The sequence below is a fragment of the Glycomyces sp. NPDC046736 genome (assembly GCF_040645615.1).
Lineage (GTDB): Bacteria > Actinomycetota > Actinomycetes > Mycobacteriales > Micromonosporaceae > Glycomyces.
Map to the genome: position 1 here is coordinate 157,649 of NZ_JBEYYO010000005.1, position 23,174 is coordinate 180,822.

The 23,174-nt window shown below is 70.6% G+C and carries 20 protein-coding genes; 14 read left to right on the forward strand and 6 right to left on the reverse strand.

Features of this window, described 5'->3' with window-relative positions; genetic code table 11:
• Positions 1-89 precede the first annotated feature (89 nt).
• Both AB0B28_RS07660 and AB0B28_RS07665 read left to right on the forward strand, forming a co-directional pair.
• Positions 90-1,832 (forward strand): biotin carboxylase N-terminal domain-containing protein, encoded by a 1,743-nt coding sequence (locus AB0B28_RS07660; protein ID WP_360118193.1) that lies wholly within the window; start codon positions 90-92, stop codon positions 1,830-1,832.
• Between the two features lie 172 nt (positions 1,833-2,004).
• A complete protein-coding gene (locus AB0B28_RS07665; protein WP_360118196.1) occupies positions 2,005-3,441 on the forward strand; it encodes a GuaB1 family IMP dehydrogenase-related protein in 1,437 nt (478 codons plus the stop codon).
• A 52-nt stretch (positions 3,442-3,493) separates the two neighbouring features.
• On the opposite strand, the gene AB0B28_RS07670 is transcribed toward AB0B28_RS07665, so the two are convergent.
• Entirely contained in the window at positions 3,494-4,135 is a 642-nt protein-coding gene (locus AB0B28_RS07670; protein ID WP_360118199.1) for a response regulator transcription factor, read from the reverse strand.
• Entirely contained in the window at positions 4,132-5,010 is an 879-nt protein-coding gene (locus AB0B28_RS07675) for a histidine kinase (RefSeq protein ID WP_360118202.1), read from the reverse strand. The genes AB0B28_RS07670 and AB0B28_RS07675 overlap by 4 nt, the downstream gene beginning before the upstream one ends.
• 108 nt (positions 5,011-5,118) lie before the next feature.
• Between AB0B28_RS07675 and AB0B28_RS07680 the strand changes: the two genes are divergently transcribed.
• The 3 genes from AB0B28_RS07680 to AB0B28_RS07690 all read left to right on the forward strand — a co-directional run bounded on the left by AB0B28_RS07680 (position 5,119) and on the right by AB0B28_RS07690 (position 7,778).
• Positions 5,119-5,856 (forward strand): ATP-binding cassette domain-containing protein, encoded by a 738-nt coding sequence (locus tag AB0B28_RS07680; protein WP_360118205.1) that lies wholly within the window; start codon positions 5,119-5,121, stop codon positions 5,854-5,856.
• Entirely contained in the window at positions 5,853-6,608 is a 756-nt protein-coding gene (locus tag AB0B28_RS07685) for an ABC transporter permease (RefSeq protein WP_360118208.1), read from the forward strand. Before AB0B28_RS07680 ends, AB0B28_RS07685 begins: the two co-directional genes overlap by 4 nt.
• Before the next feature lie 156 nt (positions 6,609-6,764).
• The gene (locus tag AB0B28_RS07690; RefSeq protein WP_360118211.1) at positions 6,765-7,778 is read left to right on the forward strand and encodes a hypothetical protein; all 1,014 of its coding nucleotides are present in this window, start codon (positions 6,765-6,767) and stop codon (positions 7,776-7,778) included.
• A gap of 52 nt (positions 7,779-7,830) precedes the next feature.
• Here AB0B28_RS07690 and AB0B28_RS07695 read toward each other — a convergent pair whose 3' ends face one another.
• Complete coding sequence (locus tag AB0B28_RS07695) at positions 7,831-9,321, reverse strand: NAD(P)H-quinone dehydrogenase (protein ID WP_360118214.1); 1,491 nt, start codon at positions 9,319-9,321, stop codon at positions 7,831-7,833.
• Between AB0B28_RS07695 and AB0B28_RS07700 the strand changes: the two genes are divergently transcribed.
• Positions 9,279-9,722, forward strand: a complete 444-nt coding sequence (locus AB0B28_RS07700) for a gamma-glutamylcyclotransferase family protein (protein ID WP_360118217.1) — start codon at positions 9,279-9,281, stop codon at positions 9,720-9,722. The two genes, AB0B28_RS07695 and AB0B28_RS07700, sit on opposite strands and share 43 nt — an antisense overlap.
• 157 nt (positions 9,723-9,879) lie before the next feature.
• On the opposite strand, the gene AB0B28_RS07705 is transcribed toward AB0B28_RS07700, so the two are convergent.
• Positions 9,880-11,211: an amidohydrolase gene (locus AB0B28_RS07705; RefSeq protein ID WP_360118220.1), complete on the reverse strand. Its 1,332-nt coding sequence runs from the start codon at positions 11,209-11,211 to the stop codon at positions 9,880-9,882.
• Between the two features lie 484 nt (positions 11,212-11,695).
• Complete coding sequence (locus AB0B28_RS07710; protein WP_360118223.1) at positions 11,696-13,282, reverse strand: methylmalonyl-CoA mutase family protein; 1,587 nt, start codon at positions 13,280-13,282, stop codon at positions 11,696-11,698.
• Positions 13,283-13,497: 215 nt separating this feature from the next.
• Here AB0B28_RS07710 and AB0B28_RS07715 point away from each other — a divergent pair, with 215 nt between their 5' ends.
• The 4 genes from AB0B28_RS07715 to AB0B28_RS07730 all read left to right on the forward strand — a co-directional run bounded on the left by AB0B28_RS07715 (position 13,498) and on the right by AB0B28_RS07730 (position 17,941).
• Positions 13,498-15,456, forward strand: a complete 1,959-nt coding sequence (locus AB0B28_RS07715) for a serine/threonine-protein kinase (protein WP_360118226.1) — start codon at positions 13,498-13,500, stop codon at positions 15,454-15,456.
• A 56-nt stretch (positions 15,457-15,512) separates the two neighbouring features.
• Positions 15,513-17,177, forward strand: a complete 1,665-nt coding sequence (locus tag AB0B28_RS07720) for a phospho-sugar mutase (RefSeq protein ID WP_360118228.1) — start codon at positions 15,513-15,515, stop codon at positions 17,175-17,177.
• Between the two features lie 108 nt (positions 17,178-17,285).
• On the forward strand, positions 17,286-17,546 hold the full coding sequence (locus AB0B28_RS07725; RefSeq protein ID WP_360118231.1) for a hypothetical protein: 261 nt from the start codon (positions 17,286-17,288) through the stop codon (positions 17,544-17,546).
• On the forward strand, positions 17,531-17,941 hold the full coding sequence (locus AB0B28_RS07730) for a PIN domain-containing protein (protein ID WP_360118234.1): 411 nt from the start codon (positions 17,531-17,533) through the stop codon (positions 17,939-17,941). Before AB0B28_RS07725 ends, AB0B28_RS07730 begins: the two co-directional genes overlap by 16 nt.
• A 223-nt stretch (positions 17,942-18,164) precedes the next feature.
• Here AB0B28_RS07730 and upp read toward each other — a convergent pair whose 3' ends face one another.
• Positions 18,165-18,797, reverse strand: coding sequence for a uracil phosphoribosyltransferase (gene upp / locus AB0B28_RS07735; protein WP_360118237.1), 633 nt, complete (start codon positions 18,795-18,797; stop codon positions 18,165-18,167).
• Between the two features lie 139 nt (positions 18,798-18,936).
• Here upp and deoC point away from each other — a divergent pair, with 139 nt between their 5' ends.
• The 4 genes from deoC (at position 18,937) to AB0B28_RS07755 (ending at position 23,159) form a co-directional block, all read left to right on the forward strand.
• Positions 18,937-19,851: a deoxyribose-phosphate aldolase gene (deoC, locus tag AB0B28_RS07740; protein WP_360118240.1), complete on the forward strand. Its 915-nt coding sequence runs from the start codon at positions 18,937-18,939 to the stop codon at positions 19,849-19,851.
• Between the two features lie 3 nt (positions 19,852-19,854).
• Positions 19,855-21,273, forward strand: a complete 1,419-nt coding sequence (locus AB0B28_RS07745; protein ID WP_360118243.1) for an aldehyde dehydrogenase family protein — start codon at positions 19,855-19,857, stop codon at positions 21,271-21,273.
• On the forward strand, positions 21,266-22,141 hold the full coding sequence (locus tag AB0B28_RS07750) for an aldehyde dehydrogenase family protein (RefSeq protein WP_360118246.1): 876 nt from the start codon (positions 21,266-21,268) through the stop codon (positions 22,139-22,141). Before AB0B28_RS07745 ends, AB0B28_RS07750 begins: the two co-directional genes overlap by 8 nt.
• A gap of 196 nt (positions 22,142-22,337) precedes the next feature.
• On the forward strand, positions 22,338-23,159 hold the full coding sequence (locus AB0B28_RS07755; RefSeq protein WP_360118249.1) for a DNA primase: 822 nt from the start codon (positions 22,338-22,340) through the stop codon (positions 23,157-23,159).
• Positions 23,160-23,174: the final 15 nt, after the last annotated feature.

Sequence of the window (23,174 nt, forward strand, 5' to 3'; positions counted from 1 at the left end):
TAAATTTTGAGCGGTATATGCCGCTTCGTCCGGGGCCCGAGGTTCGCCGTCCCCTCCAGTCCGCCTACCGGGCCACTACACTGCGGAACGTGCGCAAGGTTTTGATCGCCAACCGTGGCGAGATCGCAGTCAGAGTCATCCGGGCCTGCCGTGACGCCGGGTACGAGTCCGTCGCCGTCTACGCCGACGGCGACCGCGACGCTCCGCATACCCTGCTGGCCGATGAGGCGTTCGCGCTGGACGGGCTCACGGCGGCCGACACCTACCTGCGGATCGACAAACTGCTGCGGGTCGCCGAGCGGTCCGAGGCCGACGCGGTCCACCCCGGGTACGGGTTCCTCTCGGAGAACGCGGAGTTCGCGCAGGCGGTGATCGACGCGGGGCTGACCTGGATCGGTCCGACCCCGCAGTCGATCCGCGACCTGGGCGACAAGGTCACGGCGCGGCATCTGGCGATGAAGGCGAACGTGCCGCTGGTGCCGGGCACGAAGGACCCGGTGAAGGACGCCTCGGAGATCCTGGCGTTCGCCGACGAGCACGGCCTGCCGGTGGCCATCAAGGCCGCGTTCGGCGGCGGGGGGCGCGGCCTGAAGGTGGCGCGCACCCGCGAGGAGATCCCCGACCTGTTCGAGTCGGCGGTGCGCGAGGCCGAGGCGGCGTTCGGGCGCGGCGAGTGCTTCGTGGAGCGATATCTCGACCGCCCGCGGCACGTCGAGGCGCAGGTCCTGGCCGACACGCACGGGAACGTGATCGTGGTCGGCACCCGCGACTGCTCGTTGCAGCGCCGCCACCAGAAGCTCGTCGAGGAGGCGCCCGCGCCGTTCCTGACCGACGAGCAGCGCGCCGTGATCCACAACGCCGCCAAGGCGATCTGCAAGGAGTCGGACTACCACGGGGCGGGGACCGTCGAGTTCCTCGTGGCCGTGGACGGGACGATCTCGTTCCTCGAGGTGAACACGCGTCTCCAGGTGGAGCACCCGGTCTCGGAGGAGACCAGCGGGCTGGACCTGGTGCGGGAGCAGTTCCGGATCGCCTCGGGCGAGGAAGTGCCGATCGCCGAAGACCCGGAGCCGCGCGGGCACTCGATCGAGTTCCGCATCAACGGCGAGGACCCGGGCCGCGGGTTCCTGCCCGCGCCGGGCGCGGTCACGAAGCTGCGCCTCCCGGCGGGCCCGGGGGTCCGGGTGGACACCGGGATCGAGGAGGGGACCGTCATCGACGGGAACTTCGACTCGCTCTTGGCGAAGGTGATCGTGACCGGCTCGACCCGCGAGGAGGCGCTGCGGCGCTCACGGCGCGCTCTGGCGGAGATGGGGGTCGAGGGCCTGGCGACGGTGCTGCCGTTCCACCGGGCCGTGGTCGCCGACCCCGCGTTCGCCGAGGACTTCACGGTGCACACGCGCTGGATCGAGACCGAGTGGGACAACACCCTGGAGCCGTACGACGCGGCCGCCGGGATCGACGGCGAGAGCGAAGAGCGGACGAACCTCGTGGTCGAGGTCGCCGGGAAGCGCCTTGAGGTGTCGATTCCCGCGGGGCTTTTGAACCCGGTCGCCTCCAGCAAGCCGAAGAAGCGCGGCACCAAGAAGAAGGCAGACGCCGGGCCCGCGATCGGCGGGGACGGCCTGCCTTCGCCGATGCAGGGCACGATCGTGAAGGTCGCGGTCGCCGACGGCCAGACCGTGGTCAAGGGCGACACCATCGTGGTCCTGGAGGCCATGAAGATGGAGCAGCCGCTCGCGGCGCACAAGTCGGGGACCGTGTCGGGCCTGGAGGTCGCGATCGGCGACGTGGTCGCCGCCGGTGCCCCGATCTGCCAGATCACCGACTGACGCCTGCGATTCTGTCGGATCGCGGACTTACAACCGCGCCTTCGGCGAGGGACAATGGTCAATGCTGTGCGTAACACCACAAGCACTGCTGTTGCCGACCGAAAAGGGGTTAGGGTTCCCGGCGGCGGTTTTCGCCGCCGCGCTCCCGACCGCTCCTGACAGGGGGACTGCCATGCGCTTCATCGACGGACAACCCGGACACGACCTGACCTATTCGGACGTGTTCATGGTCCCGAACCGCTCCTCGGTGGCCTCGCGCCTCGACGTCGACCTGTCGACCGGGGACGGCACCGGGAACTCGATCCCGATCATCGCGGCGAACATGACCGCCGTGTCGGGCAGGCGCATGGCCGAGACGCTCGCGCGCCGCGGCGCCCTCGCGGTGATCCCGCAGGACATCCCCGTGGACGTGGTGGCCGACGTGATCGCCCGCGTCAAGTCCCGGCCCCTGGACTGCGACGCGGCGCTGACCCTGCCGCCGACGGCGACCGTGGCCGAGGCGATCGCGCTGTTCCCCAAGCGGGCCCACGGCGCGGTCATCGTCACCGACTCCGAGCACCGCCCGCTCGGGGTGGTCACCGAGGCCGACTGCCGCGGCGTGGACCGGTTCACGCAGCTCGAACAGGTCGCCTCCGACCGGCTCGTGACCCTCCCGCTGGGGATCTCCGACGCCGAGGCGTTCAAGGTCCTCGAAGACGCCAAGGTCAAGCTCGCGCCCGTGCTCGACGCCGAGGGCCGCCTCCACGGCGTGCTCACCCGCGCCGGGGCGCTGCGCAACACCATCTACCGGCCCAACACCGACTCGGGCGGCAAGCTCCGCGTGGCCGTGGCGATCGGCATCAACGGCGACGTCACCGGCAAGGCCGCCGCGCTGGTCGAGGCCGGGGCCGACGTGATCGTGGTCGACACCGCGCACGGCCACCAGGAGAAGATGCTCGACGCGCTCAAGCTCGTGCGCGACGCCGCCCCCGACCTCCCGATCGCCGCGGGCAACGTGGTCACCGCCGAAGGCGCGACCGACCTCATCAACGCCGGCGCCGACATCGTCAAGGTCGGGGTGGGCCCGGGCGCGATGTGCACGACCCGGATGATGACCGGCGTGGGCCGCCCCCAGTTCTCCGCGGTCCTCGAATGCGCGAAGATCGCCCGCCACCTGGGCAAGCGCGTGTGGGCCGACGGCGGGGTGCGCCACCCCAGGGACGTCGCGCTCGCGCTCGCCGCGGGGGCCTCGAACGTCATGATCGGGTCCTGGTTCGCCGGGACGCACGAGTCGCCCGGCGACATGCACTACGACGCCGACGGCAGGCCGTACAAGGAGTCGTTCGGGATGGCCTCGGCGCGCGCGGTCAAGGCCCGCAGCGCCTCGGACTCCTCGTTCGAGCAGGCCCGCAAGGCCCTGTTCGAGGAGGGCATCTCCACCGGCCGCATGTACCTCGACCCGAAGCGCCCCGGCGTGGAGGACCTCCTCGACTCGATCGTGGCCGGCATCCGCTCGGCCGCGACGTACGCGGGGGCGACCACGCTGGAGGAGTTCCACGAGCGGGCCGCCGTGGGCATCCAGTCCGCCGCCGGGTACACCGAGGGCGCACCGGTCCCCAGCAGCTGGTAACGCCGCAAGCGAAACCCGGGCGTCCGCCTGTCGGCGGACGCCCGGAACGCGTTCAGGCGCCCGCGTCCCTGGCCAGGAGAGCGGCTTGGACTCGGTTGGCGCATTCGAGTTTGGCGAGGATGCGACTGACGTAGGTCTTGACCGTCGCCTCGCTCATGTGGAGGCGCGCGGCGACTTCGGCGTTGGCGAGGCCCTCTGCCACCAGGTCGAGGACTTCGCGTTCGCGCGGGGCGAGGCGGCGGAGGCGCTCTGTCGCGTTCCTTCTGCGCGGCAGTGACTCGGGGGCGACCAGGCCCAGGACCGTGCGGGTCACCGCGGGCGAGAGGTAGGCCTCCCCCGCGGCCACTGCGCGGACGGCCGTCACCAGTTCATCGGGAGCGCAGGTCTTCAGGACGAATCCGGCCGCGCCGCCCTCGACCGCGGCGAGGACGTTCTCCCTGTCGCCGAATGAGGTCAGGACCAGCGCGCGGGTGTTCGGCGAGGCCTCCGCCAGGCGTTCGGCCACGTCCAGACCGCCCAGGCCCGGCATGTTCAAGTCCAGGAGGGCCACTTCGGGGCGGTGCGCGAGGACCGCCGCCAGTGCGTCGCGGCCGTCGTGCGCCGTCGCGGCGACGGCGATCCCGGCCGATTCCAGGACGGTGCGGACTCCCGCGACGATGAGCGGTTCGTCGTCGGCGATCACGACCGTGGTCATACCTGCTGCACCCCCGCGACCGTGGTCAGCGGCAGGAGTGCCAGAAGCACAGTGACGGTGGCGACGGCCGCTATGCGGACCGGGCGGGAGGCGCGCGGCGCCTCGCGCAGGGCTGCGGCGCGGGGCAGCATGGCGCTCAGGCGGAATCGGCCGTTCTCGATGCGGCAGTCGAGGAGTCCTCCGGCGGCGTCGACGCGTTCGCGGAGGCCGGTGAGTCCGTGGCCTCCCGGGGTCGTTTCGGGAGCGCGGCCTGAAAGCGGGTTTTCCACCGCTACCAGCAGGGCGTCGTCTTCCCAGGTCACCGTGGCGGTGACCGGTCGGCCGGGTGCGTGTTTGACCGCGTTCGCCATGCCCTCCTCCAGCACGGCGTAGGCCGCTCTCGCCCCCGCCGCCGGGAGTGGGGCGGGGATGCCCTTGTGGCGCAGGTCGACTGCGATGCCGGAGGCGAGGAACTGCGCCGCGAGCGCGGTGGCGGCGGCCTGGTCGAATCGGGGGGTATCGTCGCTGTCGCCGCGCAGGACGGTGACGAGGTCGTGGAGGTCGTCGACGGCGGCGCGGAGGCTGTCGCCGATGCGGCGGGCGTCGGTGCGGCGTTCGGTGTCGGTTTCCGAGACTTCGAGGGCGGCGGCTTGGACGGCGGCGAGGCCGAGGCGACGGCCGATGCGGTCGTGCATGTCGCGGGCGAGGCGGAGGCGTTCGCGTTGGACCGCGGTTTCGCGTTCGCGTTCGGCGCTGCGGTGGCGCTGCCAGAGCGCGGCCACGACGGCGGCGGCGAGGAGCGCGAGGATGCCCGCGGGGACGGGGCCGGCGGGGAGGGCGGCGATGATCGCGAATTCGGCGAGCACGATGGCGATCGCGGCCAGGAGTCCTCTCATACGGTCAGGGTACGCAGGACCGGCCGCGGTGGGGCGTTCACTTTCGTCGCGGAGCCGGGCGACGTTCGGGGACTGTCGCGCCGGGGTCGGGATTCTTACGGTTGCAATGTGATCGAAGTGCGAAATCTGACCAAGTGGTATCGGGGCGGCACGGCCGTCGACGATCTGACCTTCACTGTGGAGCCGGGGCGCGTCACCGGTTTCCTCGGCCCCAACGGGGCGGGGAAGTCCACGACGATCCGGCTCATACTGGGCCTGGATCGGCCCTCGAGCGGCAATGCGGTGGTGAACGGACGCCCGTACGCGTCGCTGCGACGGCCGTTGACCGAAGTCGGCGCGCTGCTGGAGGCGGGTGATCTGCATCCGACCCGCACGGCCGGTGAGCATCTGCGGTGGCTGGCGCGCAGCAACGGGATCGGTGAGCGGCGCGTCGGGGAGGTCCTGGAGGCGACGGGGATGGCCTCGGCGGCGGGCAAGCGGGCGAAGACGTTCTCGCTGGGGATGCGGCAGCGGCTCGGGGTGGCGGCGGCGCTGCTCGGCGATCCGGGGGTGCTCATTCTGGACGAGCCGGTGAACGGGCTCGATCCCGAAGGGGTGGTGTGGATTCGGCGCCTGATGCAGGGGTTGGCCGCCGAAGGCCGGACGGTGCTGGTGTCGAGTCATCTCATGGCGGAGATGGCATTGACGGCGGCGCATCTGGTGGTGATCGGCCGGGGCCGACTGCTCGCGGACGAGCCTATGGAGCGGTTCGTGGCCGCGCATTCGGGCGCGAGCCTGGAGGAGGCGTTCATGCGCTTGACCGGCGCGTCGGTGGAGTATCAGAGCGGGTCGGAGGGCGTGCGGTGAGCGGGTTCGGGCAGGCGGCCTCGGCCGAGTGGGTGAAGCTGCGGTCGGTGCGGTCGACGGCGGTCACCTTGGGGGCGTTCGCGGCGCTGGCGCTGGGCCTGGGGTGGCTCATCGGGGGTTCGCTGGAGCAGTCGTTCTATGCGAACATGACGGTGGCGTCGACGTTCATGGGGTTGCTGGTGGCGCAACTGCTACTGGTGACGTTCGCGGTCTCGGCGGTGGGCTCGGAGTTCTCGACGGGCACGATCCGGGCGTCGCTGGCGGCGGTGCCCTCACGGGGGCGGTTCTTCGCGGCGAAGATGACGACCGTGGGCGCGGCCGTGGCGGCCGTCGTGCTGCCGGTCGAGTTGGCGGTGTTCGCCGTAGTGCAGGGCATCGCCTCGGACAAGGCCGTGTCGTGGACGGCGCGGTCGACGGTCGAGGCGCTGCTGGGCGGATGGATCAGCATCACGCTGCTGTGCGTGTTCGCCGCGGCGGTGACGGTGATGACGCGCAGTACGGTGTGGACGCTCGCGATCTTGCTGCCGGTCCTGTTCCTGTCCGGTCAGGGACTGGGCAACCTGGAGGCGATCCAGCCGGTGGTGCAGTACTTCCCCGATCAGGTGGGGCAGGTGGTCATGCAGCTGACCGTCCCCGGCGATCCGCAGTTCGGGCGCGATTACGGTGCTTGGACGGGCGTGGGGCTGCTGGGGTTGTGGACGGCGACGGCGCTGGCGGGAGGCTGGTGGTCGATGCGCCGTCGTGACGCCTGAACGCGTCTCGCGCCGATGTGGACCGTCCAAATGACCGAACCCGTTTCATCACTCACAGTTCTCATATAGCTTCGCTCAGTAGTCGGCCGTTCGGCCGCAAGCCAAGCCGACCCCGCCCTCGCGCGGGGTCGGCGACACTGGATCGAAGGAGCACCTGTGAGAGGTTCTGCCAAGTTCGGCGCGGGTTCGATGCTGCTCGCGGCGGCGCTCGCCGCACTTCCGGCCACCAGCGGCGCCCACGCCGCGTCCGAAGCGACCGAGGCCACGAAGGTCCTGCTGTTCAGCGCGCCCATGACCAGCGACGGGTCCGACGTGCCCGAGGCCGCGATCTCGATTGGCGCGTGCCTGACCGCGGCCACCGAAGTGCTGGGCCCGAACGCGTTCGACTCGTGCGCCGACCAGAACGTCGGCCCGGTCCCCGAGAGCGGCAAGGCCCCCGGCTACCTCCAGCTCACCGACGCCGGCGAGTACCGCTCCGGCGCGGCGATCCTCAACCAGGCGCTGCCGAACGAAGGCGGCATCGAGGTCACGTTCGCGCAGTACCAGTACGGGGGCACCGGCGCCGACGGCATCTCGTTCTTCCTCGTCGACGGCGAGACCGACCTGACCGAGACCGGCGCGGTCGGCGGCAGCCTCGGCTACGCCCAGCACGGCGACTCCCCCGGCGTCGACGGCGGCTACCTCGGGCTCGGCCTGGACGCGTGGGGGAACTTCTCGGCCGACACCGAGGGCCGCGGCACCGGCTGCGACGCCGAGCACCGCGCCCCCGAGCACCTCCAGGTGGCGCTCAACCGCGCGCCCGACACCGTGGCCCTGCGCGGCCCCGGCCAGGGCACCGAGGGCTACTGCCTCCTGGCGACCACGGCCACCGACGAGAAGATCGGCGAATACGGCGGCGGGGACATCTACGGGACCGAACTGCCCGGCGACCTGCGCGCCGAGACGCTCGCCGACGCCAAACGGCTCGTCAAACTCAAGGTCACCGACGGCGAGCACCCCACCGTCACCGTCGACCTCAACTTCCTCGAAGGCGAAGGCTGGCAGCGGGCCTTGGAGACCACCATGCCGTTCGCCGCGCCCGACACGTTCAAGATCGGGTTCGCTTCGGCGACCGGCGGCGCGACCGACGTGCACCTGATCCGGCACCTGCGGGTCGAGACCTTCGAATAAGCCGAAACACGAACGGGCCCGGGGCGAAAGCCCCGGGCCCGTTTCGCGTCGTCTAGTACTCCATGAGCTGGCGGGCCGCCTCGGCCACCGAGCCCGACAGCGACGGGTAGATCGTGAACGTGCGGGCCACCTGCTCCACGGTGAGCCGCTGCTCCACCGCCAGAGCGATCGGGGTGATCAGTTCCGAAGCGCGCGAGCCGACCACGATGCCCCCGGCGACGATCCCCGAGGAGTTCCACGCGAACAGCTTCACGAAGCCCTCGGTGCGGTCGACCATCTTGGCGCGCGGGTTGGACGCGAACGGCAGCAGCACGCCGCGGCAGTCCACTTTGCCCGAGTCCACGTCGTCCTGGCTCACGCCGACCGAGGCCAGCTCGGGGTCAGTGAACACGTTCGCGGCCACGTGGGCGAGCTTGATGGGGCGCACCGCCTCGCCGAGCGCGTGCCAGATCGCGATGCGGCCCTGCATGGCCGCGACCGAGGCCAGGGCGTGGACGCCGGTGACGTCGCCTGCGGCGTAGACGCCGGGGACGTTGGTGCGGGAGACCTTGTCGACGGGGATGAAGCCGCGGTCGTCGACGTTGACGCCGTAGGCGTGCAGGCCCAGGTCGTCGGAGTTGGGGATGGAGCCGACGCAGATGAGCGCGTGGCTGCCTTCGATGACGGTGCCGTCTTCGAGCTCGACCTCGACGCCGGTCTCGGTGCGGCGGGCGGCGGCGGCGCGGGAGTGGTTGCGCACGTCCATGCCGCGGCGGACGAACACGCGGCCGACGGTCTCGGCGGCTTCGGCGTCCTCGTGGGGCATGACGCGGTCGCGCGAGGAGATGAGGGTGACGGCCGAACCCATGGCCAGGTAGGCCGAGGCGAACTCGGCGCCGGTGACGCCGGAGCCGACCACGATGAGGTGCTCGGGCAGTTCCTTGAGGTCGTAGAGCTGGCGCCAGGTGAGGATGCGCTCGCCGTCGACGGGCGCGGAGGTGAGGGTGCGGGGGGTGGCGCCGGTGGCGAGGAGGACCACGTCGGCGTCGGTGTCGTACGGTTCGCCTTCGAAGGGCACGACGTGGAGTTCGTGGACGTAGTTGTAGCTCTTGTCGACGCGGAGCGCGCCGCGGCCGTAGACGATCTCGACGCCCGCGGTGGTGAGCTTCTGGGCGATGTCGGCGGACTGCTGGGTGGCCAGGCGGCGGACGCGGCCGTTGACCGAGGCCGCGTCGGCGGTGGCCTCCTTGGTGCCGATGCCCAGTTCGGAGGATTCGTGGATCTCGGTGAGGACCGCCGAGGCGGCGATGAAGGTCTTGGAGGGGACGCAGTCGGACAGGACGCACGCGCCGCCGGTCCCGGTGGCCTCGATGAGGGTGACGTCGGCGCCGAGTTGGGCCGCCACGAGGGCGGCTTCGTACCCGGCGGGGCCTCCGCCGATGATCGCTACTCGTGCCACGGACGCGCCTTTCGGAGTTGGGGATGCTTCTTTGCGGGCTGGTTTAAGGGTATCTTCGAGTCGTGCATCTCTATGCCGCGTATGGCTCGAATCTCGACCCCGCACGCATGCGTGCGACCTGCCCGCGATCCCCGCTGGTGGGGACGGGGTGGCTGGAGGGCTGGCGTCTGACGTTCGGCAACGCCGAGCTGGGTTCGGAGTCGGCGGTGGCGACGGTCGTGGAGGCCCCGGGCGAGCGGGTGTTCGTGTCGCTGTACGACCTCGACCCGGCCGACCGGCAGGTGCTCGACGAGCTGGAGGGCCTCAATTCGGGGCTGTACCGCAAGATGCACACCCAGGCCGCGACGCTGGAGGCGAACCGGCAGGTGTGGCTGTACGTGTTCGAGGGCTTCGAGGGCGGTCTGCCGAGCCAGTGGTACCTGGACGAGATCGTGCGGGCCGCCGAGGCCGCGGGTGCGCCGCAGGATTACGTCGAGGCGTTGCGAAAGCGGCCTACGGCGGAGTGAGCGGGTCGGCCGACTGACGCCCCGGCCGCATCGGCCGTCGAGCGAGCGCGGCCGATCGAACCCGCAGGCGCGCGATCGCGGGTCGATCGCTTTCGACAGCGGGACGAGGCCTGAGGCTTCGTCCCGCTGTCGTTGCAGTGCTTCGCGTTGCGGCGCTTTAGAACGCGGGGTTCATGGCCGCGGCGAGCGCGGTGTGAGTCATGACGCGGACGCCGTGTTCGAGGGCCTTCTCGTCGATGTCGAAGGTGCCCTGGTGGATGTCCAGGCGCTCGCCGGGGCGACCGACGCCCAGGCGGGCCATCGCGCCGGGGATCTGCTCCAGATAGTAGGCGAAGTCCTCGCCGCCCATGGACATGGGCGCCTCGGCGACCGCGCCGTCGCCGAGGGCGGCGGCGGTGGCTCCGGCGAACATGGCGGCGGCCGCGCGGTCGTTGACCACGGGCGGGACGCCGCGGCGGTAGTCGATCTCGCATTCGACGCCGGAGGCGCGGGCGACCGAACGGGTGATCTCCTGGACCAGGTCGGGGATCATGTCCCAGGTCTCGCGGCCGTGGACGCGGACGGTGGCGCGGGCGAGGGCCTCCTGGGGGATCGCGTTCGCCGCTTCACCGGCCTGGACGGCGCCGAACACGATCGCGACCGACTGGCGCGGGTCGAGGCGGCGATTGACCAGCGCGGGCACGTCGACCACGACGCGGCCGATGGCGTTGACGAGGTCGGAGGTCAGGTGCGGGCGGGAGGTGTGGCCGCCGCGGCCGGTCATGCGGACCTCCATGACGTCGCACGCGGCCGTGAGCGGGCCGGTGCGGACCCCGATCTGCCCGGTGAGGAACTGGGGGTCGCAGTGGAAGGCGAAGATCGCGGCCACATCGGTGAGCGCCCCGTATTTGATCATGGTGGGCGCGCCGGAGGGGAACTGCTCTTCGGAGGGCTGGAAGATGAGGCGGAAGCGGCCCGGGAGGCCTTCGACGCGTTCGAGTTCGGACAGGACGCGGCCGACGCCCAGGAGCATCGCGGTGTGGGCGTCGTGGCCGCACGCGTGGCAGACCCCGTCGACGGTGGAGCGGTACGGGACCTGCTTGGGGTCGTGGATGGGCAGGGCGTCCATGTCGGCGCGGATCGCGATGACCCGGTCGCCGGTGCCGATGTCGCAGGTCAGTCCGGTGCCGTCGGGGATGAGCTGGGGCGAGAGCCCGGCTTCGGCGAGGCGGGCGGCCACGTAGTCGGCGGTGTCGTGCTCTTGGCGCGACAGGCGCGGGTTCGCGTGGATGTGGCGGCGGACCGCGACGATCTCGGGGGCGTGGGCGGCGAGCCAGGCGTCGAGGAAGTCGGGCAGCGAATGGGACATGGCCTGCTCCGTAGCGGTGGTGCCGGAAGCTGCGTTCGGTGCAGCGGAGTCGAAGGCGGGCAGCGCGCCCGGTACCACGAGACACTCCTGCGGCGCGATCGCGCGCGGGGCGGGCTCATTGGACTTGGTGGCGGTACCCATCTCGACGACTTTCTCCGCAGTGAGCGTAAACATTCCTTCGCGCCTCGCAATTCGCGTTCGAGGATCAAAGCCATTGGAGCGCGATTGGGCAAGCTTAATCCGATCGCACTCCGTTGCGGCCTGCGCCGTGATTTGCGACGCCCGCCGCCGGTGTCCCGGCGGGTTCCAGGCCCGGGGTCCGGGTTGGCCGGAATTCGGCCCGGGATCGGCGTCTGGGCCGTTCACGGGCCGTGACGCCAGGGCGGCGGGAGCGGCTGCGGCCTTGCGGTCACGGCTGCACGACGGCCGGTCACGGCCTTTCGGCCGAACCCGCCGTCATGATGCATAACGCTTGCCGGGCCGATAAGTTACGGCCGCAATCCCGGTTTTTCATACAGGACGCGGACGCGCCGAGCTTTCGAGCGCGTCCGCGTGCCAGTCTTTCGCGAATCGTCGATTCCGGCGACAGACGCGTTGTGCGCTTCGCCTCTGGGTGACTATTCGGTCACCAGTTGTCGGTGGGGACGTACCTTCCCCATTCGGCGGCCAGTGCGGCGCTCACTTCGCCGACGGTCGCGCCCGCGGCGAGCGCGGTCTTGAGCGGGTAGAGGACGTTGTCGGTGCCGCGGGCGGCGACGCGGACGGCTTCGAGCGCGGCGGCGGTGGCGGCTTCGTCGCGGGCGGCGCGGTGGGCGGCGAGCCGCTGGACCTGCGCGGCCTCGATCGCGGGGTCCACTTTGAGCGGTTGATAGGGCGCTTCGTCGCCGTTGAGCGTGTATTTGTTGACGCCGACCACGATCTGCTCTCCGGCGTCGATGCGCTTGGCAGTGTCGTAGGCGCTGCGTTCGATCTCGCTCTTCTGGAATCCGGCTTCGATGGCGGCGACCGCCGAGCCGTGCGCGAAGACCGCGTCGATGAGGGCACTGGCCTCGGCTTCGACGGCGTCGGTGAGGGCTTCGACGGCGTAGGACCCGGCGAAGGGGTCGACGGTGTCGGTGAGATCGGTCTCGGCGGCGATGACCTGCTGGGTGCGCAGGGCCAGGCGCGCGGAGGTGTCGGTGGGCAGGGCGATGGCCTCGTCGTAGGCGTTGGTGTGGAGCGACTGGGTGCCGCCGAGGACGGCGGCGATGGCCTGGACGGTGACGCGGGCGAGGTTGACCTCGGGCTGCTGGGCGGTGAGCTCGACTCCGGCGGTCTGGGTGTGGAAGCGGAGCTTCATCGAGCGGGGGTCCTTGGCGCCGAAGCGGTCGCGCATGATGTGGGCCCACAGGCGCCGGGCGGCGCGGAACTTGGCGACCTCGGTGAGCAGGGTCGAGCGGGCCACGAAGAAAAACGACAGGCGCGGCGCGAAGGCGTCGATGTCGAGCCCGGCGGCCAGGGCGCATTCGACGTATTCGATGCCGTCGGCGAGGGTGAACGCGAGCTCTTGCGCGGGGGTGGCCCCGGCCTCGGCCATGTGGTAGCCGGAGATGGAGATCGTGTTCCATTGCGGCAGTTCGGCGGCGCAGTACGCGAAGGTGTCGCTGACCAGGCGCAGGCTGGGCGCGGGCGGGAAGATGTAGGTGCCGCGGGCGATGTATTCCTTGAGGATGTCGTTCTGGATGGTGCCGCGCAGCTTCGCGGGGTCGACCCCTTGCTCTTCGGCGACGAGCTGGTAGAGCAGGAGGAGGACGGCGGCGGGGGCGTTGATGGTCATGGAGGTGGAGACTTCGCCGAGGGGGAGCCCGTCGAAGAGGGTGCGCATGTCGGCGAGGGAGTCGATGGCGACGCCGACCTTGCCGACCTCGCCGAGCGCTTCGGGGGCGTCGGAGTCGTAGCCCATCTGGGTGGGCAGGTCGAACGCGACGGAGAGCCCGGTGGTGCCCGCGGCGAGGAGGTCGCGGTAGCGGCGGTTGGACTCGGCGGCGGTCGCGAAGCCGGCGTACTGGCGCATCGTCCAGGGCCGGGAGGCGTACATCGAGGGGTGGACGCCGCGCGTGTAGGGGAAGGCTCCGGGGTCGCCGAGCTTCTCGGGCAGGTCCTGGGGGGTGTCGTCGGGTCCGTAGACGGTTCGGATCTCGATCCCGCCTCGGCCTTGCGGTGGGTGTTCCATGGCTGCCATCCTAGGTGTTCGTGCGCGTCTTCGGGAAGTCGTGGCGGGCTGAGCGCGGGCGCCGCCGATTCCCGGTTCCGATTCCGTTTACGACCGCGTCGGCTGGGCTTTACGAGCCCGGTCGAGGAGGCCGTTGCGAGCCGTAGGCGATCCCGGTACCGAGTCGGTGGCCGGGACGCGGCAGACTAGTGGGGATCCCTGCGAGGAGTGGCCGAATGACGTATTCATCTGACTACGGTCGCGGTGGTCCCGGCGCATATGAGGACCCCCGCTCCGGTGCGGTGCCCCCTCCGCGGCAACCGCCCGAGACCCAAGGCGCGCACGGGTTCTCCAGTGCCCCTTATGGATCGGAGCCGCGGGGCGGTGCGAACGCGCCCTCGTTCGGGGCCCGGTTCACCGGCCCGGAGGGCCCCGGCGGCGACTCCGGTTCGTACCGGTCCGGTTACAACCGGGACGCGTACGGCGGCGACTCCTACGGCGACTCCTCCTACCGCAACAGCTCCTCCTACGGCAACTACGGGAACCTCGGGCAGAGCTTCGCCGTGGGCGGCGAGCAGCCCGGCCAGCCGCGGCGCGACCTCGGGTCGGGGGGCCACCGGGCCGGGCCCGGCGACCTCGTGGCCGAGCGCTACCAGCTCGTCGACCTCGTCGGCAAGGGCGGCAACGGCTCGGTGTGGCGCGCCACCGACATGGTCCTGCGCCGCGAAGTGGGCCTCAAAGAGGTGTTCCTGCCCCCGGACCTGCCCCCGGCAGAGCGCGTGCAACTCATCGAGCGGTCCCGGCGCGAAGCCCAGATCGCCGCCGGGCTCTCGCACCCGTCGGTGATCCGCGTGTTCGACGTGGTCGAGCACGCCGGGCTCCCCTGGATCGTGATGGAGCTGCTCCAGGCGAGGAGCCTCGCCGAGATCCTCACCCAGGACGGGCCGCTGTCGCCTCGCGTGGCCGCCAAGATCGGCCTCGCGCTCACCGGGGCGCTCCAGGCCGCGCACGACGCCGGGATCATCCACCGCGACGTCAAACCCGGCAACGTGCTCATCTCCACCGACGGGCGCTGCGTCCTCTCCGACTTCGGCGCCGCCCAGATGCACCAGGTCTCCGGCGGCACCACCCCCGGGAAGGTCCTCGGCTCGGCGCACTACATCGCGCCCGAACGGGCCGTGGGCCACCCGGCCGAACCGGCCAGCGACGTGTTCAGCCTCGGCGTGACCCTGTACGCGGCCGTCGAGGGCCGCCCGCCCTTCGACCGCGGCGACGCGGTCTCGACCATGCGCGCCGTCGTCCAAGAACCCCCCGAGAACCCCCGCCACGCCGGGCCGCTGACCCCGCTGCTCGGCGGCATGCTCGCCAAGGAACCGCACCAGCGGGCCGCGCTGCCCGACGTGCGCGACGAACTCGCCGCGCTCCTGGCCGGGCCGCTCGCCGGCCCCGGCGGGGCCCAGACCCCCTCGCCGCCCTACCGCGGTGGCGCGGGCGGGCAGACCAGCGGCTACCGCGAAGTCGCCCCGCCCAGGGAGCGCGAGGCCGAACCCGAGCCCGAACCGAGCCGGTCCCGGCCCGCCATCTGGGTCGTCTGCGCGCTCTTGGCGCTGGTCCTCATCTGGGGCGGGTACAAGCTCGTCACCGGCGACGAGGGCTCGGGAGGCGAAGCGCCCCAAGGGGAGCAGACCACCGGCGAAGGCGAGGAGCCGCCGCCGGGCGACGACGAGGAGCAACCGCCGCCCGAGGCCCCGTTCGAGACCGCCGTCCACGAAGGCGGCGGATTCACCGCGAACTACCCGTCGAACTGGGGCGAAGGCACCGCCGGCGACGCGTTCGAGTCGTACTACAACCCCGACGACGACAGCCAATGGGTCCGGTTCTACTCCGGATCCGACTGGGCCCCCGAAGGGCCGCAGGCCTTCTTGGAGAACTACTGGAGCGGCCTGCCCGGGGAGATGACCGACCTCGAGCAGACCCGCCTGGAGCCCGTCGAATTCGGGGGCATGACCGGCACGGTCCTGGAGTACACCGGCACCAACACCGACGACGTCGGCGCCGACCGCCACTCCATCTGGGCCATCGTGGAGGCCGAGGACGGCACCGAGTACGGCGTGTTCATCGCCGGGAACGCCGACGCCTGGGAGCTATCACAGGCGGTCTACACCGAAGCCCTGGCTTCGTTCGCCACCGGCTGAGGCCACACCGACCGCAACGGCGGCCCCGCCTGCGGCGGATATGCGACCATTTCCACATGACGGAGTCTGCTCACACCAATCTGGACGCGCTGCGCGCCACCGCGCTGCAATGGATCACCGACGACCCCGACAAGGCCGCCCGCGACGAGCTCTACCGCCTCCTCGACGCGCTCCCCGCCACGGCCGAGGAGCTCGCCGACCGCTTCGCCGGGCGCCTCAAGTTCGGCACCGCCGGACTGCGCGGGCCCCTGCGGGCCGGACCCAACGGCATGAACCTCGCCGTGGTCCGCGCCGCCGCCGCCGGACTCGCGAACTGGCTCGACGCCAAAGGCGCCACCGGGCCCGTCGTCATCGGCTACGACGCCCGGCACGGCAGCCGCGACTTCGCGATCGAGACCGCCCGCGTCGTCACCGGCTCGGGCCGCGGCGCGCTCCTCATGCCCGGACCGCTCCCGACCCCGGCCACCGCGTTCGCCGTGACCCACCTCGACGCCGCGGCCGCCGTCCAGGTCACCGCCAGCCACAACCCGCCCCAGGACAACGGCTACAAGGTCTACCTCGGGCGCGAACTCGGCGGCGACCTCGGCGCGGGAGCCCAGATCGTCCCGCCCGCCGACACCGAGATCGAAGCGGCCATCGAAGCACTCGGCCCGCTCTCGGAGATCCCCCTCGGCGACGAGGGCGAGACCCTCGACGGCACCGTCGTGGACGAATACCTCGCCTCGATCGCCTCCGTGGTCGACCCCGACGACCCCAAGCGCCTCGCCTCCGTGGCCACCCCGATGCACGGCGTCGGCGGACAGACCCTGGTGCGGGCCATGGAGAAAGCCGGATTCGCGGCCCCGACCCTGGTGAGCGAGCAGGCCGAACCCGACGCGGACTTCCCGACCGTGGCCTTCCCCAACCCCGAAGAGCCCGGCGCGATCGACCTGCTCACGGCCCTCGCGGTCGAAGAGGGCGCCGACGTGGCGCTGGCCCTGGACCCCGACGCCGACCGCTGCTCGGTGGCCGTCCCGGTCGAAGGCGGCACGTGGCGCCAGCTCTCGGGCAACGAGGTCGGGGTACTCCTGGCCGACCACTGGATGCGCAAGGGCCACCAGGGCACGTACGCGACCACGATCGTGTCCACCACGCAGCTCAAGGCGATGTGCGACAAGCGCGGCTTCGGCTACATGGAGACCCTGACCGGGTTCAAGTGGCTCGCGCGCACCAGCGGTGACCTGGCGTTCGCGTTCGAAGAGGCGCTCGGCTACTGCGTCGCGCCCGAGTACCTGAGGGACAAGGACGGTATCTCGGCCTCGCTCGTGGTCGCCGAGATCGCCGCCGGCCAGGCCGCGCGCATGGCAACCCTTCAGGACCGCCTCGACGAGCTCGCCGAGGAGTTCGGCGTCTACGAGACCGGGCAGCTCTCGGTCCGGGTCGAGGACCTCTCCGAGATCGACGCGTGCATGAAGCGCCTGCGCGCCAGCCGCCCGACCTCGCTGCTGGACGAGCCGGTCACCGACTACCTCGACCGCCTCCCCGACGCCGACGTCGTGACGATCACGACCGCGAACGCACGGGTCGTGGCCCGCCCCAGCGGCACCGAACCCAAGCTCAAGGCCTACCTCGAAGTCCGAGAAGACGTCGGAGGCGACCTCCAGGGCGCGAGGGAACGAGCCCGCGCGAGCGTCGAGGCCTTGAAAGCCGAAGTGGCCGCGATCCTAGGAGTCCCCCACTAAGCACGCAAGGAGAAGTGGCCGGGCGCTGTGCGCCCGGCCACTTTTGCGAGAGCGTGTCGCTTCCACGATTCGCTTGATTCACCTGATAAAACAGATAATATGATAACTATGACTGCCATCACCGCAACGGAGGCCGCGCGGCGGTTCTCGGCGATCCTGGATGCCTCGAGCCGCGGCGAGGTCTTCGAAGTGATGCGCGGCGGCGTCCACGTCGCGACGATCACGCCGCCGCACCGCGCGAACGGCGGCGCCATCATCGACGCTTACAAGAACCACGAGCCGGACCCTGAATTTGGCGACCTGCTCGAAGAGATTCACAACGAGATGAACAAGCCAGTGGTGGTCAAGGACCCGTGGGAAGAAGACTGATCTGGGACACCGGCGTTGTCATCGCCATCGAACGCCACAAGATCGACCCAGCAGCGTTCATGCTCGTCGACGATGACGTCGCAGTCGCCACCGTGACGCTGACAGAACTGAAACTCGGTGTGAAACTCTCACCACCCGAAAAGCGCGCCCGCCGGACCGCCTCTATCGAACATGTGCTCCTCAACTGCTCGTTGGCGGACTACACGGTCGAAGTGACGGAGTTCCACGCCGACCTCAAAGCGCACTGCCGCCGAACGGGAACTCCCCGAGGCGAGCTCGATCTCATGATCGCCGCGACGGCACTCGCGACCAGCCGGGTCCTGGTCACGTTCGACCGCAAAGCCTGCTTCGGCGGTCTCCCCGGCGTGAACGTCATCGAGCTACCGAACACATGAATCGAGGGTTCAGTCACCGCGGACAGCCGATCGACCGGGCTCTCATCGCGCGGTGCCGTGAGATCGCAAGTGGCAGTGGCATCACCGCCGACGACGTTCTCACCGCGATTGAGGAGGTTCGCGCGGAGCAGCAGGCCCGCGTCGAACGCCTCTGCGACCTTGTCAGTCCAGATCGAGACAGATGAGGGGCCGGGCGCGCAGCGCCTGGCCCCGTTCGTTTCGGTCAGAAGCGGCGGTAGGCGCCGAATTGGCGGTCTCCGGCGTCGCCTAGGCCGGGGACGATGTAGGCCTTGGCGTCGAGTTGGGGGTCGACCGCGGCGGTGGTCATGCGCAGGCTCAGGCCTGAAGACGAGAGCTTTTCGATGCCGTCGGGGGCGCACAGGACGCTGATGAGGTCGATGTCGGTGCAGCCGCGGGCGGCGATCATCTCGCAGCAGCGCAGGAGCGAGCCGCCGGTGGCGACCATGGGGTCGAGAACGATGACGTGGCGGCCGGTGAGGTCGTCGGGGAGGGACTCCATGTAAGCGTACGGCTCGTGCGTCTCCTCGTCGCGGGCCAGGCCCACGAAGCCCATCGAGGCGTCGGGGATCATCGACTGCGCGGCGTCGGCCATGCCGAGCCCGGCCCGCAGGACCGGGACGAGCACCGGCGGGTTCCCCAGCCGGAAGCCCTTGGCCGCGGCCACCGGGGTCCTGATCTCGTATTCGGTCACGGCCACCTCGCGGGTGGCCTCGTAGACGAGCATCATGGTGAGCTCGTGCAGGGCGGCCCGGAACCTCGGCGAGTCCGAGCGCTCGTCGCGCATGGCGGTGAGCCTCTCGGCGGCGAGCGGGTGTTCGACGATCTTGACATCCACGGTTACCAACCTTAACGCCCTGTTCGCCGAGCTAATGTGAGCTGGTCACCATCGTCCGCCCGGGGCCGCGGGGTAAAGGCCCCTCACCTTGGTCGCGAGCCGCAAGCGCAGGCAACATGAGTTTGGATACCATCGGGTCATGGGATCAATTTTGAGCGGCGCTGAGGCCGTCGCGCTGGTTCGAGGTCTGCCGGGGGTCGACGCGGTCGGGCTCGAGGCGCGGGCGGCGGGTTTGAGCACTCGCTCGGTCAAGAAGGAGTCGAAGGCGAAGGCCATCGACCTGGCCATCAGCATGATCGACCTGACCACCCTCGAAGGGGCGGACACGCCCGGCAAGGTCAGGTCGCTCGCGGCCAAGGCCATGCGCCCCGACGGCGACGCGCCCGCCACCGCCGCGGTCTGCGTGTACCCGTCGATGGTGGCCACCGCCGCCGAAGCCGTGAAGGGCTCGGGCGTCAAGGTCGCCTCGGTCGCGACCGGGTTCCCCGCCGGGCAGGTCCCGCTGGAGGTGCGCCTGGCCGACACCGAGGCCGCCGTGCGGGCCGGAGCCGACGAGATCGACATGGTCATCAACCGCGGCGCTTTTCTGGCCGGGGACCTGGAGAAGGTCTACGGCGAGATCAAGGCCGTCAAGGTCGCCAGCGGCGAGGCCCGCCTCAAGGTCATCCTGGAGACCGGTGAACTGGTGACCTACGACGACGTGCGCCGCGCGTCCTGGCTGGCGATGCACGCCGGGGCCGACTTCATCAAGACCTCCACCGGCAAGGTCGGCGTCAACGCGACCCTGCCGGTCACGCTGCTGATGATGCAGGCCGTGCGCGACTTCCGCGCCGCGACCGGCGTCCAGGTCGGCGTCAAACCCGCAGGCGGGATCCGCAACACCAAGGACGCCATCAAGTACCTGGTGTGCGTCAACGAGATCCTCGGCGACGACTGGCTCTCCAATGAATGGTTCCGCTTCGGCGCGTCCAGCCTCCTCAACGACCTGCTCATGCAGCGCCAGAAACTCAAGACCGGCCACTACTCCGGCCCCGACTACGTGACGGTGGACTAAGCGATGTTCGAGTACGCTCCCGCGCCCGAGTCGGTGCGGCCCCAGATCAAAGAGCACTACGGGCTGTTCATCGACGGCGAGTTCGTCGACGGCCAGGACGTGTTCAAGTCCGTCAACCCCGCCTCCGAAGCGGTCCTGTTCACCGTGGCCGAGGCCGGGGAGGCCGACGTGGCGAAGGCCGTCGCGGCCGCGCGAGCCGCCTACGAGAACGTGTGGGGCCCCATGAGCGGGGCCGAGCGGGGCAAGTACCTGTTCCGGATCGCCCGGCTCCTCCAGGAGAAGGCCCGCGAGTTCGCTGTGGCCGAGTCGCTCGACAACGGCAAGCCCATCAAGGAGACCCGCGACTTCGACGTGCCGACCGCGGCGCAGCACTTCTTCTACCACGCGGGCTGGGCCGACAAGCTCGACTACGCCGGGCTCGGGCCGGATCCGAAGCCGCTGGGCGTCGTGGGCCAGGTGATCCCCTGGAACTTCCCGCTGCTCATGCTGGCGTGGAAGATCGCGCCCGCGCTCGCGTGCGGGAACACCGTGGTGCTCAAGCCCGCCGAGACCACGCCGCTGACCGCGCTCATGTTCGCCGAGCTGTGCCAGGAGGCCGACCTGCCCGCGGGCGTGGTCAACATCCTTCCCGGCGCGGGGGCCACCGGGGCCGCGCTGGTCGACAGTGCCGTGGACAAGATCGCGTTCACCGGGTCGACGGCCGTGGGCCGGGCCATCGCGAAGGCCGTGGCGGGCACCAAGAAGAAGGTCACGCTCGAACTGGGCGGCAAGGCCGCGAACATCGTGTTCGACGACGCGGCGATCGACCAGGCCGTCGAGGGCATCGTCAACGGGATCTTCTTCAACCAGGGGCACGTGTGCTGCGCCGGTTCCCGCCTGCTGGTGCAGGAGTCGGTGGCCGAGGAGGTCCTCGAGCGCCTCAAGGCCCGCATCGGGACGTTGCGCATCGGCGACCCGCTCGACAAGAACACCGACATCGGCGCGATCAACTCAGCCGAGCAGCTCGAGCGCATCACATCGCTCACCGAGGCCGGGCGCGGCGAGGGCGCCGAACCGTGGCAGCCCGCGTGCGACCTGCCCGAGCAGGGGTTCTGGTTCCGTCCCACCGTGTTCACCGGGGTCCAGCAGTCGATGCGGATCGCCCAGGAGGAGATCTTCGGGCCGGTGCTGTCGGTGCTGACCTTCCGCACCCCCGACGAGGCGATCGCGAAGGCCAACAACACCCCGTACGGGCTGTCGGCCGGGGTGTGGACCGAGAAGGGCTCGAAGATCCTGTGGGCGGCCGAGCGCCTGCGCGCGGGCGTGGTGTGGGCCAACACGTTCAACCAGTTCGACGCCGCCAGCCCGTTCGGCGGCCTGAAGGAGTCCGGTTACGGCCGCGAAGGCGGTCGCCAGGGCCTGGAGGCTTACCTCGATGTCTGATCGCCTGCGCGTCAAGAAGACCTACAAGCTGTACGTCGGCGGGAAGTTCCCCCGCTCGGAGTCCGGAAGGAGCTACCCGGTGGCCAGCCCCGACGGGACCGAGCTGGCGAACGCCGCGCTCGCCAGCCGCAAGGACGCCCGCGACGCCGTCGCCGCCGCCCGCAAGGCCCAGAAACCGTGGGCCGGACAGACCGCGTATCTCAGGGGCCAGATCCTCTACCGGGTCGCCGAAATGCTCGAAGGCCGCGCCGGACAGTTCGCAGAGGAACTCGCCGACGCGACCGGGACCGAACCGGCCGAGTCACTGTGGACGGTCGAGCAGGCGATCGACCGGCTCGTGCACTACGCGGGCTGGACCGACAAGTACACCTCGGTGCTCGGCGGCGCGAACCCGGTGGCCGGGCCCTACTTCAACCACACGAAACCGGAGGCGCTCGGGGTGGTGGCGATCGCCGCGCCGCAGGGCGACCCGCTGCTCGGTTTGATCGAGGCGCTCGCGCCCGCGATCGCCGCCGGGAACACCGTGGTGGTGCTCGCGAGCGAGGCGAAGCCCTTGCCCGCGTTGAGCTTCGCCGAAGTGCTCGCGACCTCCGACGTGCCCGGCGGGGTGGTGAACCTGTTGAGCGGCAAGGTCGCCGAGGTCATGCCGCATCTGGCGTCGCACGCCGACGTCAACGGGATCGACCTTGGCGGCGTGGACGACGCGGCGCTGGCCGCGGACCTGGAGGCCGAGGCCGCCGGGACGCTCAAGGTGGTCCGCCGCCCGGGCAAGGCGGGCACCTCGCTCGACCTCTTGCGCCAGTGGACCGACTACAAGACCGTGTGGCACCCGGCCGGAATGGCCGCCGCGGCGGGCGGCGGCTACTGACGCTCGCGGCGGGGCCGTTCCGAACTGGAACGGCCCCGTTCGCGCATCCGGCGCCCCGCGCACTTCGGAAAGCGCACACCGGTTGCGACTCGGCCAGACGTGAGGTCGTAGGCTGTTCCCCAGCTAGGGGGTGTCCGAGAACTCCCGGCATGGGGGTTCGCGGACACCCCTCAACGACCTACGGGAGGAACGCGACATGGCGGCCGAATCTGACGGCTCGGAGCGCAGCGCCGAGACCGAGAAGCTCTGGAACGAGACCGGGGTCGACCCGATCGAGCTCCACCTCGGCAAGGACTCCGGCTTCACCCTGCGCGCCTACCGGATGTCGGACACGCTGCCGGGCGCGTCCGAGGAGCCCGAAGTCGAAGCCGAGTCCGAAGAGGTCGAGGAACCCAAGGCCGCCAAGGGAAAGAAGAAGACCGAGCAGGCCGAGCAGGTCCCCGAGGACGAGGACGCCGCCGAGCCCGACCCGGCCGACTTCGAGGACGAGCCCGAGGAGCTCGAAGAGGTCGAGGACGCCCTCGACGCCGAGCCCGAAGAGGTCCCGGTCTTCCTGACCCGCAAGGGCAAGCTCCTGCTGTTCCGCGAGCCCGAGGCGCTCGCGGCCTACGTCAAGGACAACGACGACCACGACCTCGCCGCGATCGACGAGTACGCCGAGCTCCAGGAGCGCATCACCGCCGCCGACGTGGCCTGTGATGAAGCCGACACCTACGAACTCGACCTGGTCGTGGCCAACCTGCGCGGCGGGCACGACGCGTGGGAGCCCGAGCTGCTCATCAAGGCCGCCGAAGTCGGCCGCGACCTGGGCTACGCCCTCCACAACGACTCCATCATCGGCGCCCTGGCCCCCGGCTCGCCCCTCGACGACCTCGACGAGACCTTCCGGGTGGTCGCCGACGGCGGCCTGCGCGGCAAGTTCGCCAAGCGCCGCCTGCGCAAGAACGACTCCCAGCAGGCCGCGATCGCCTGGCGCGGGGTCATCGCCAAGGTCAACGATCACGTCGAATGGCGTTAAAAGGAGACCTCGGCC

Bases quoted from the DNA above. Each gene is read 5' to 3' on its own strand.
- AB0B28_RS07705 (WP_360118220.1), bottom strand. From the start codon at position 11,211: ATGGGTACCGCCACCAAGTCCAATGAGCCCGCCCCGCGCGCGATCGCG.
- AB0B28_RS07675 (WP_360118202.1), bottom strand. From the start codon at position 5,010: ATGAGAGGACTCCTGGCCGCGATCGCCATCGTGCTCGCCGAATTCGCG.
- AB0B28_RS07710 (WP_360118223.1), bottom strand. From the start codon at position 13,282: ATGGAACACCCACCGCAAGGCCGAGGCGGGATCGAGATCCGAACCGTC.
- AB0B28_RS07665 (WP_360118196.1), top strand. From the start codon at position 2,005: ATGCGCTTCATCGACGGACAACCCGGACACGACCTGACCTATTCGGAC.
- AB0B28_RS07715 (WP_360118226.1), top strand. From the start codon at position 13,498: ATGACGTATTCATCTGACTACGGTCGCGGTGGTCCCGGCGCATATGAG.
- AB0B28_RS07750 (WP_360118246.1), top strand. From the start codon at position 21,266: ATGTCTGATCGCCTGCGCGTCAAGAAGACCTACAAGCTGTACGTCGGC.
- AB0B28_RS07745 (WP_360118243.1), top strand. From the start codon at position 19,855: ATGTTCGAGTACGCTCCCGCGCCCGAGTCGGTGCGGCCCCAGATCAAA.
- AB0B28_RS07670 (WP_360118199.1), bottom strand. From the start codon at position 4,135: ATGACCACGGTCGTGATCGCCGACGACGAACCGCTCATCGTCGCGGGA.
- AB0B28_RS07755 (WP_360118249.1), top strand. From the start codon at position 22,338: ATGGCGGCCGAATCTGACGGCTCGGAGCGCAGCGCCGAGACCGAGAAG.
- AB0B28_RS07725 (WP_360118231.1), top strand. From the start codon at position 17,286: ATGACTGCCATCACCGCAACGGAGGCCGCGCGGCGGTTCTCGGCGATC.
- AB0B28_RS07720 (WP_360118228.1), top strand. From the start codon at position 15,513: ATGACGGAGTCTGCTCACACCAATCTGGACGCGCTGCGCGCCACCGCG.
- deoC (WP_360118240.1), top strand. From the start codon at position 18,937: ATGGGATCAATTTTGAGCGGCGCTGAGGCCGTCGCGCTGGTTCGAGGT.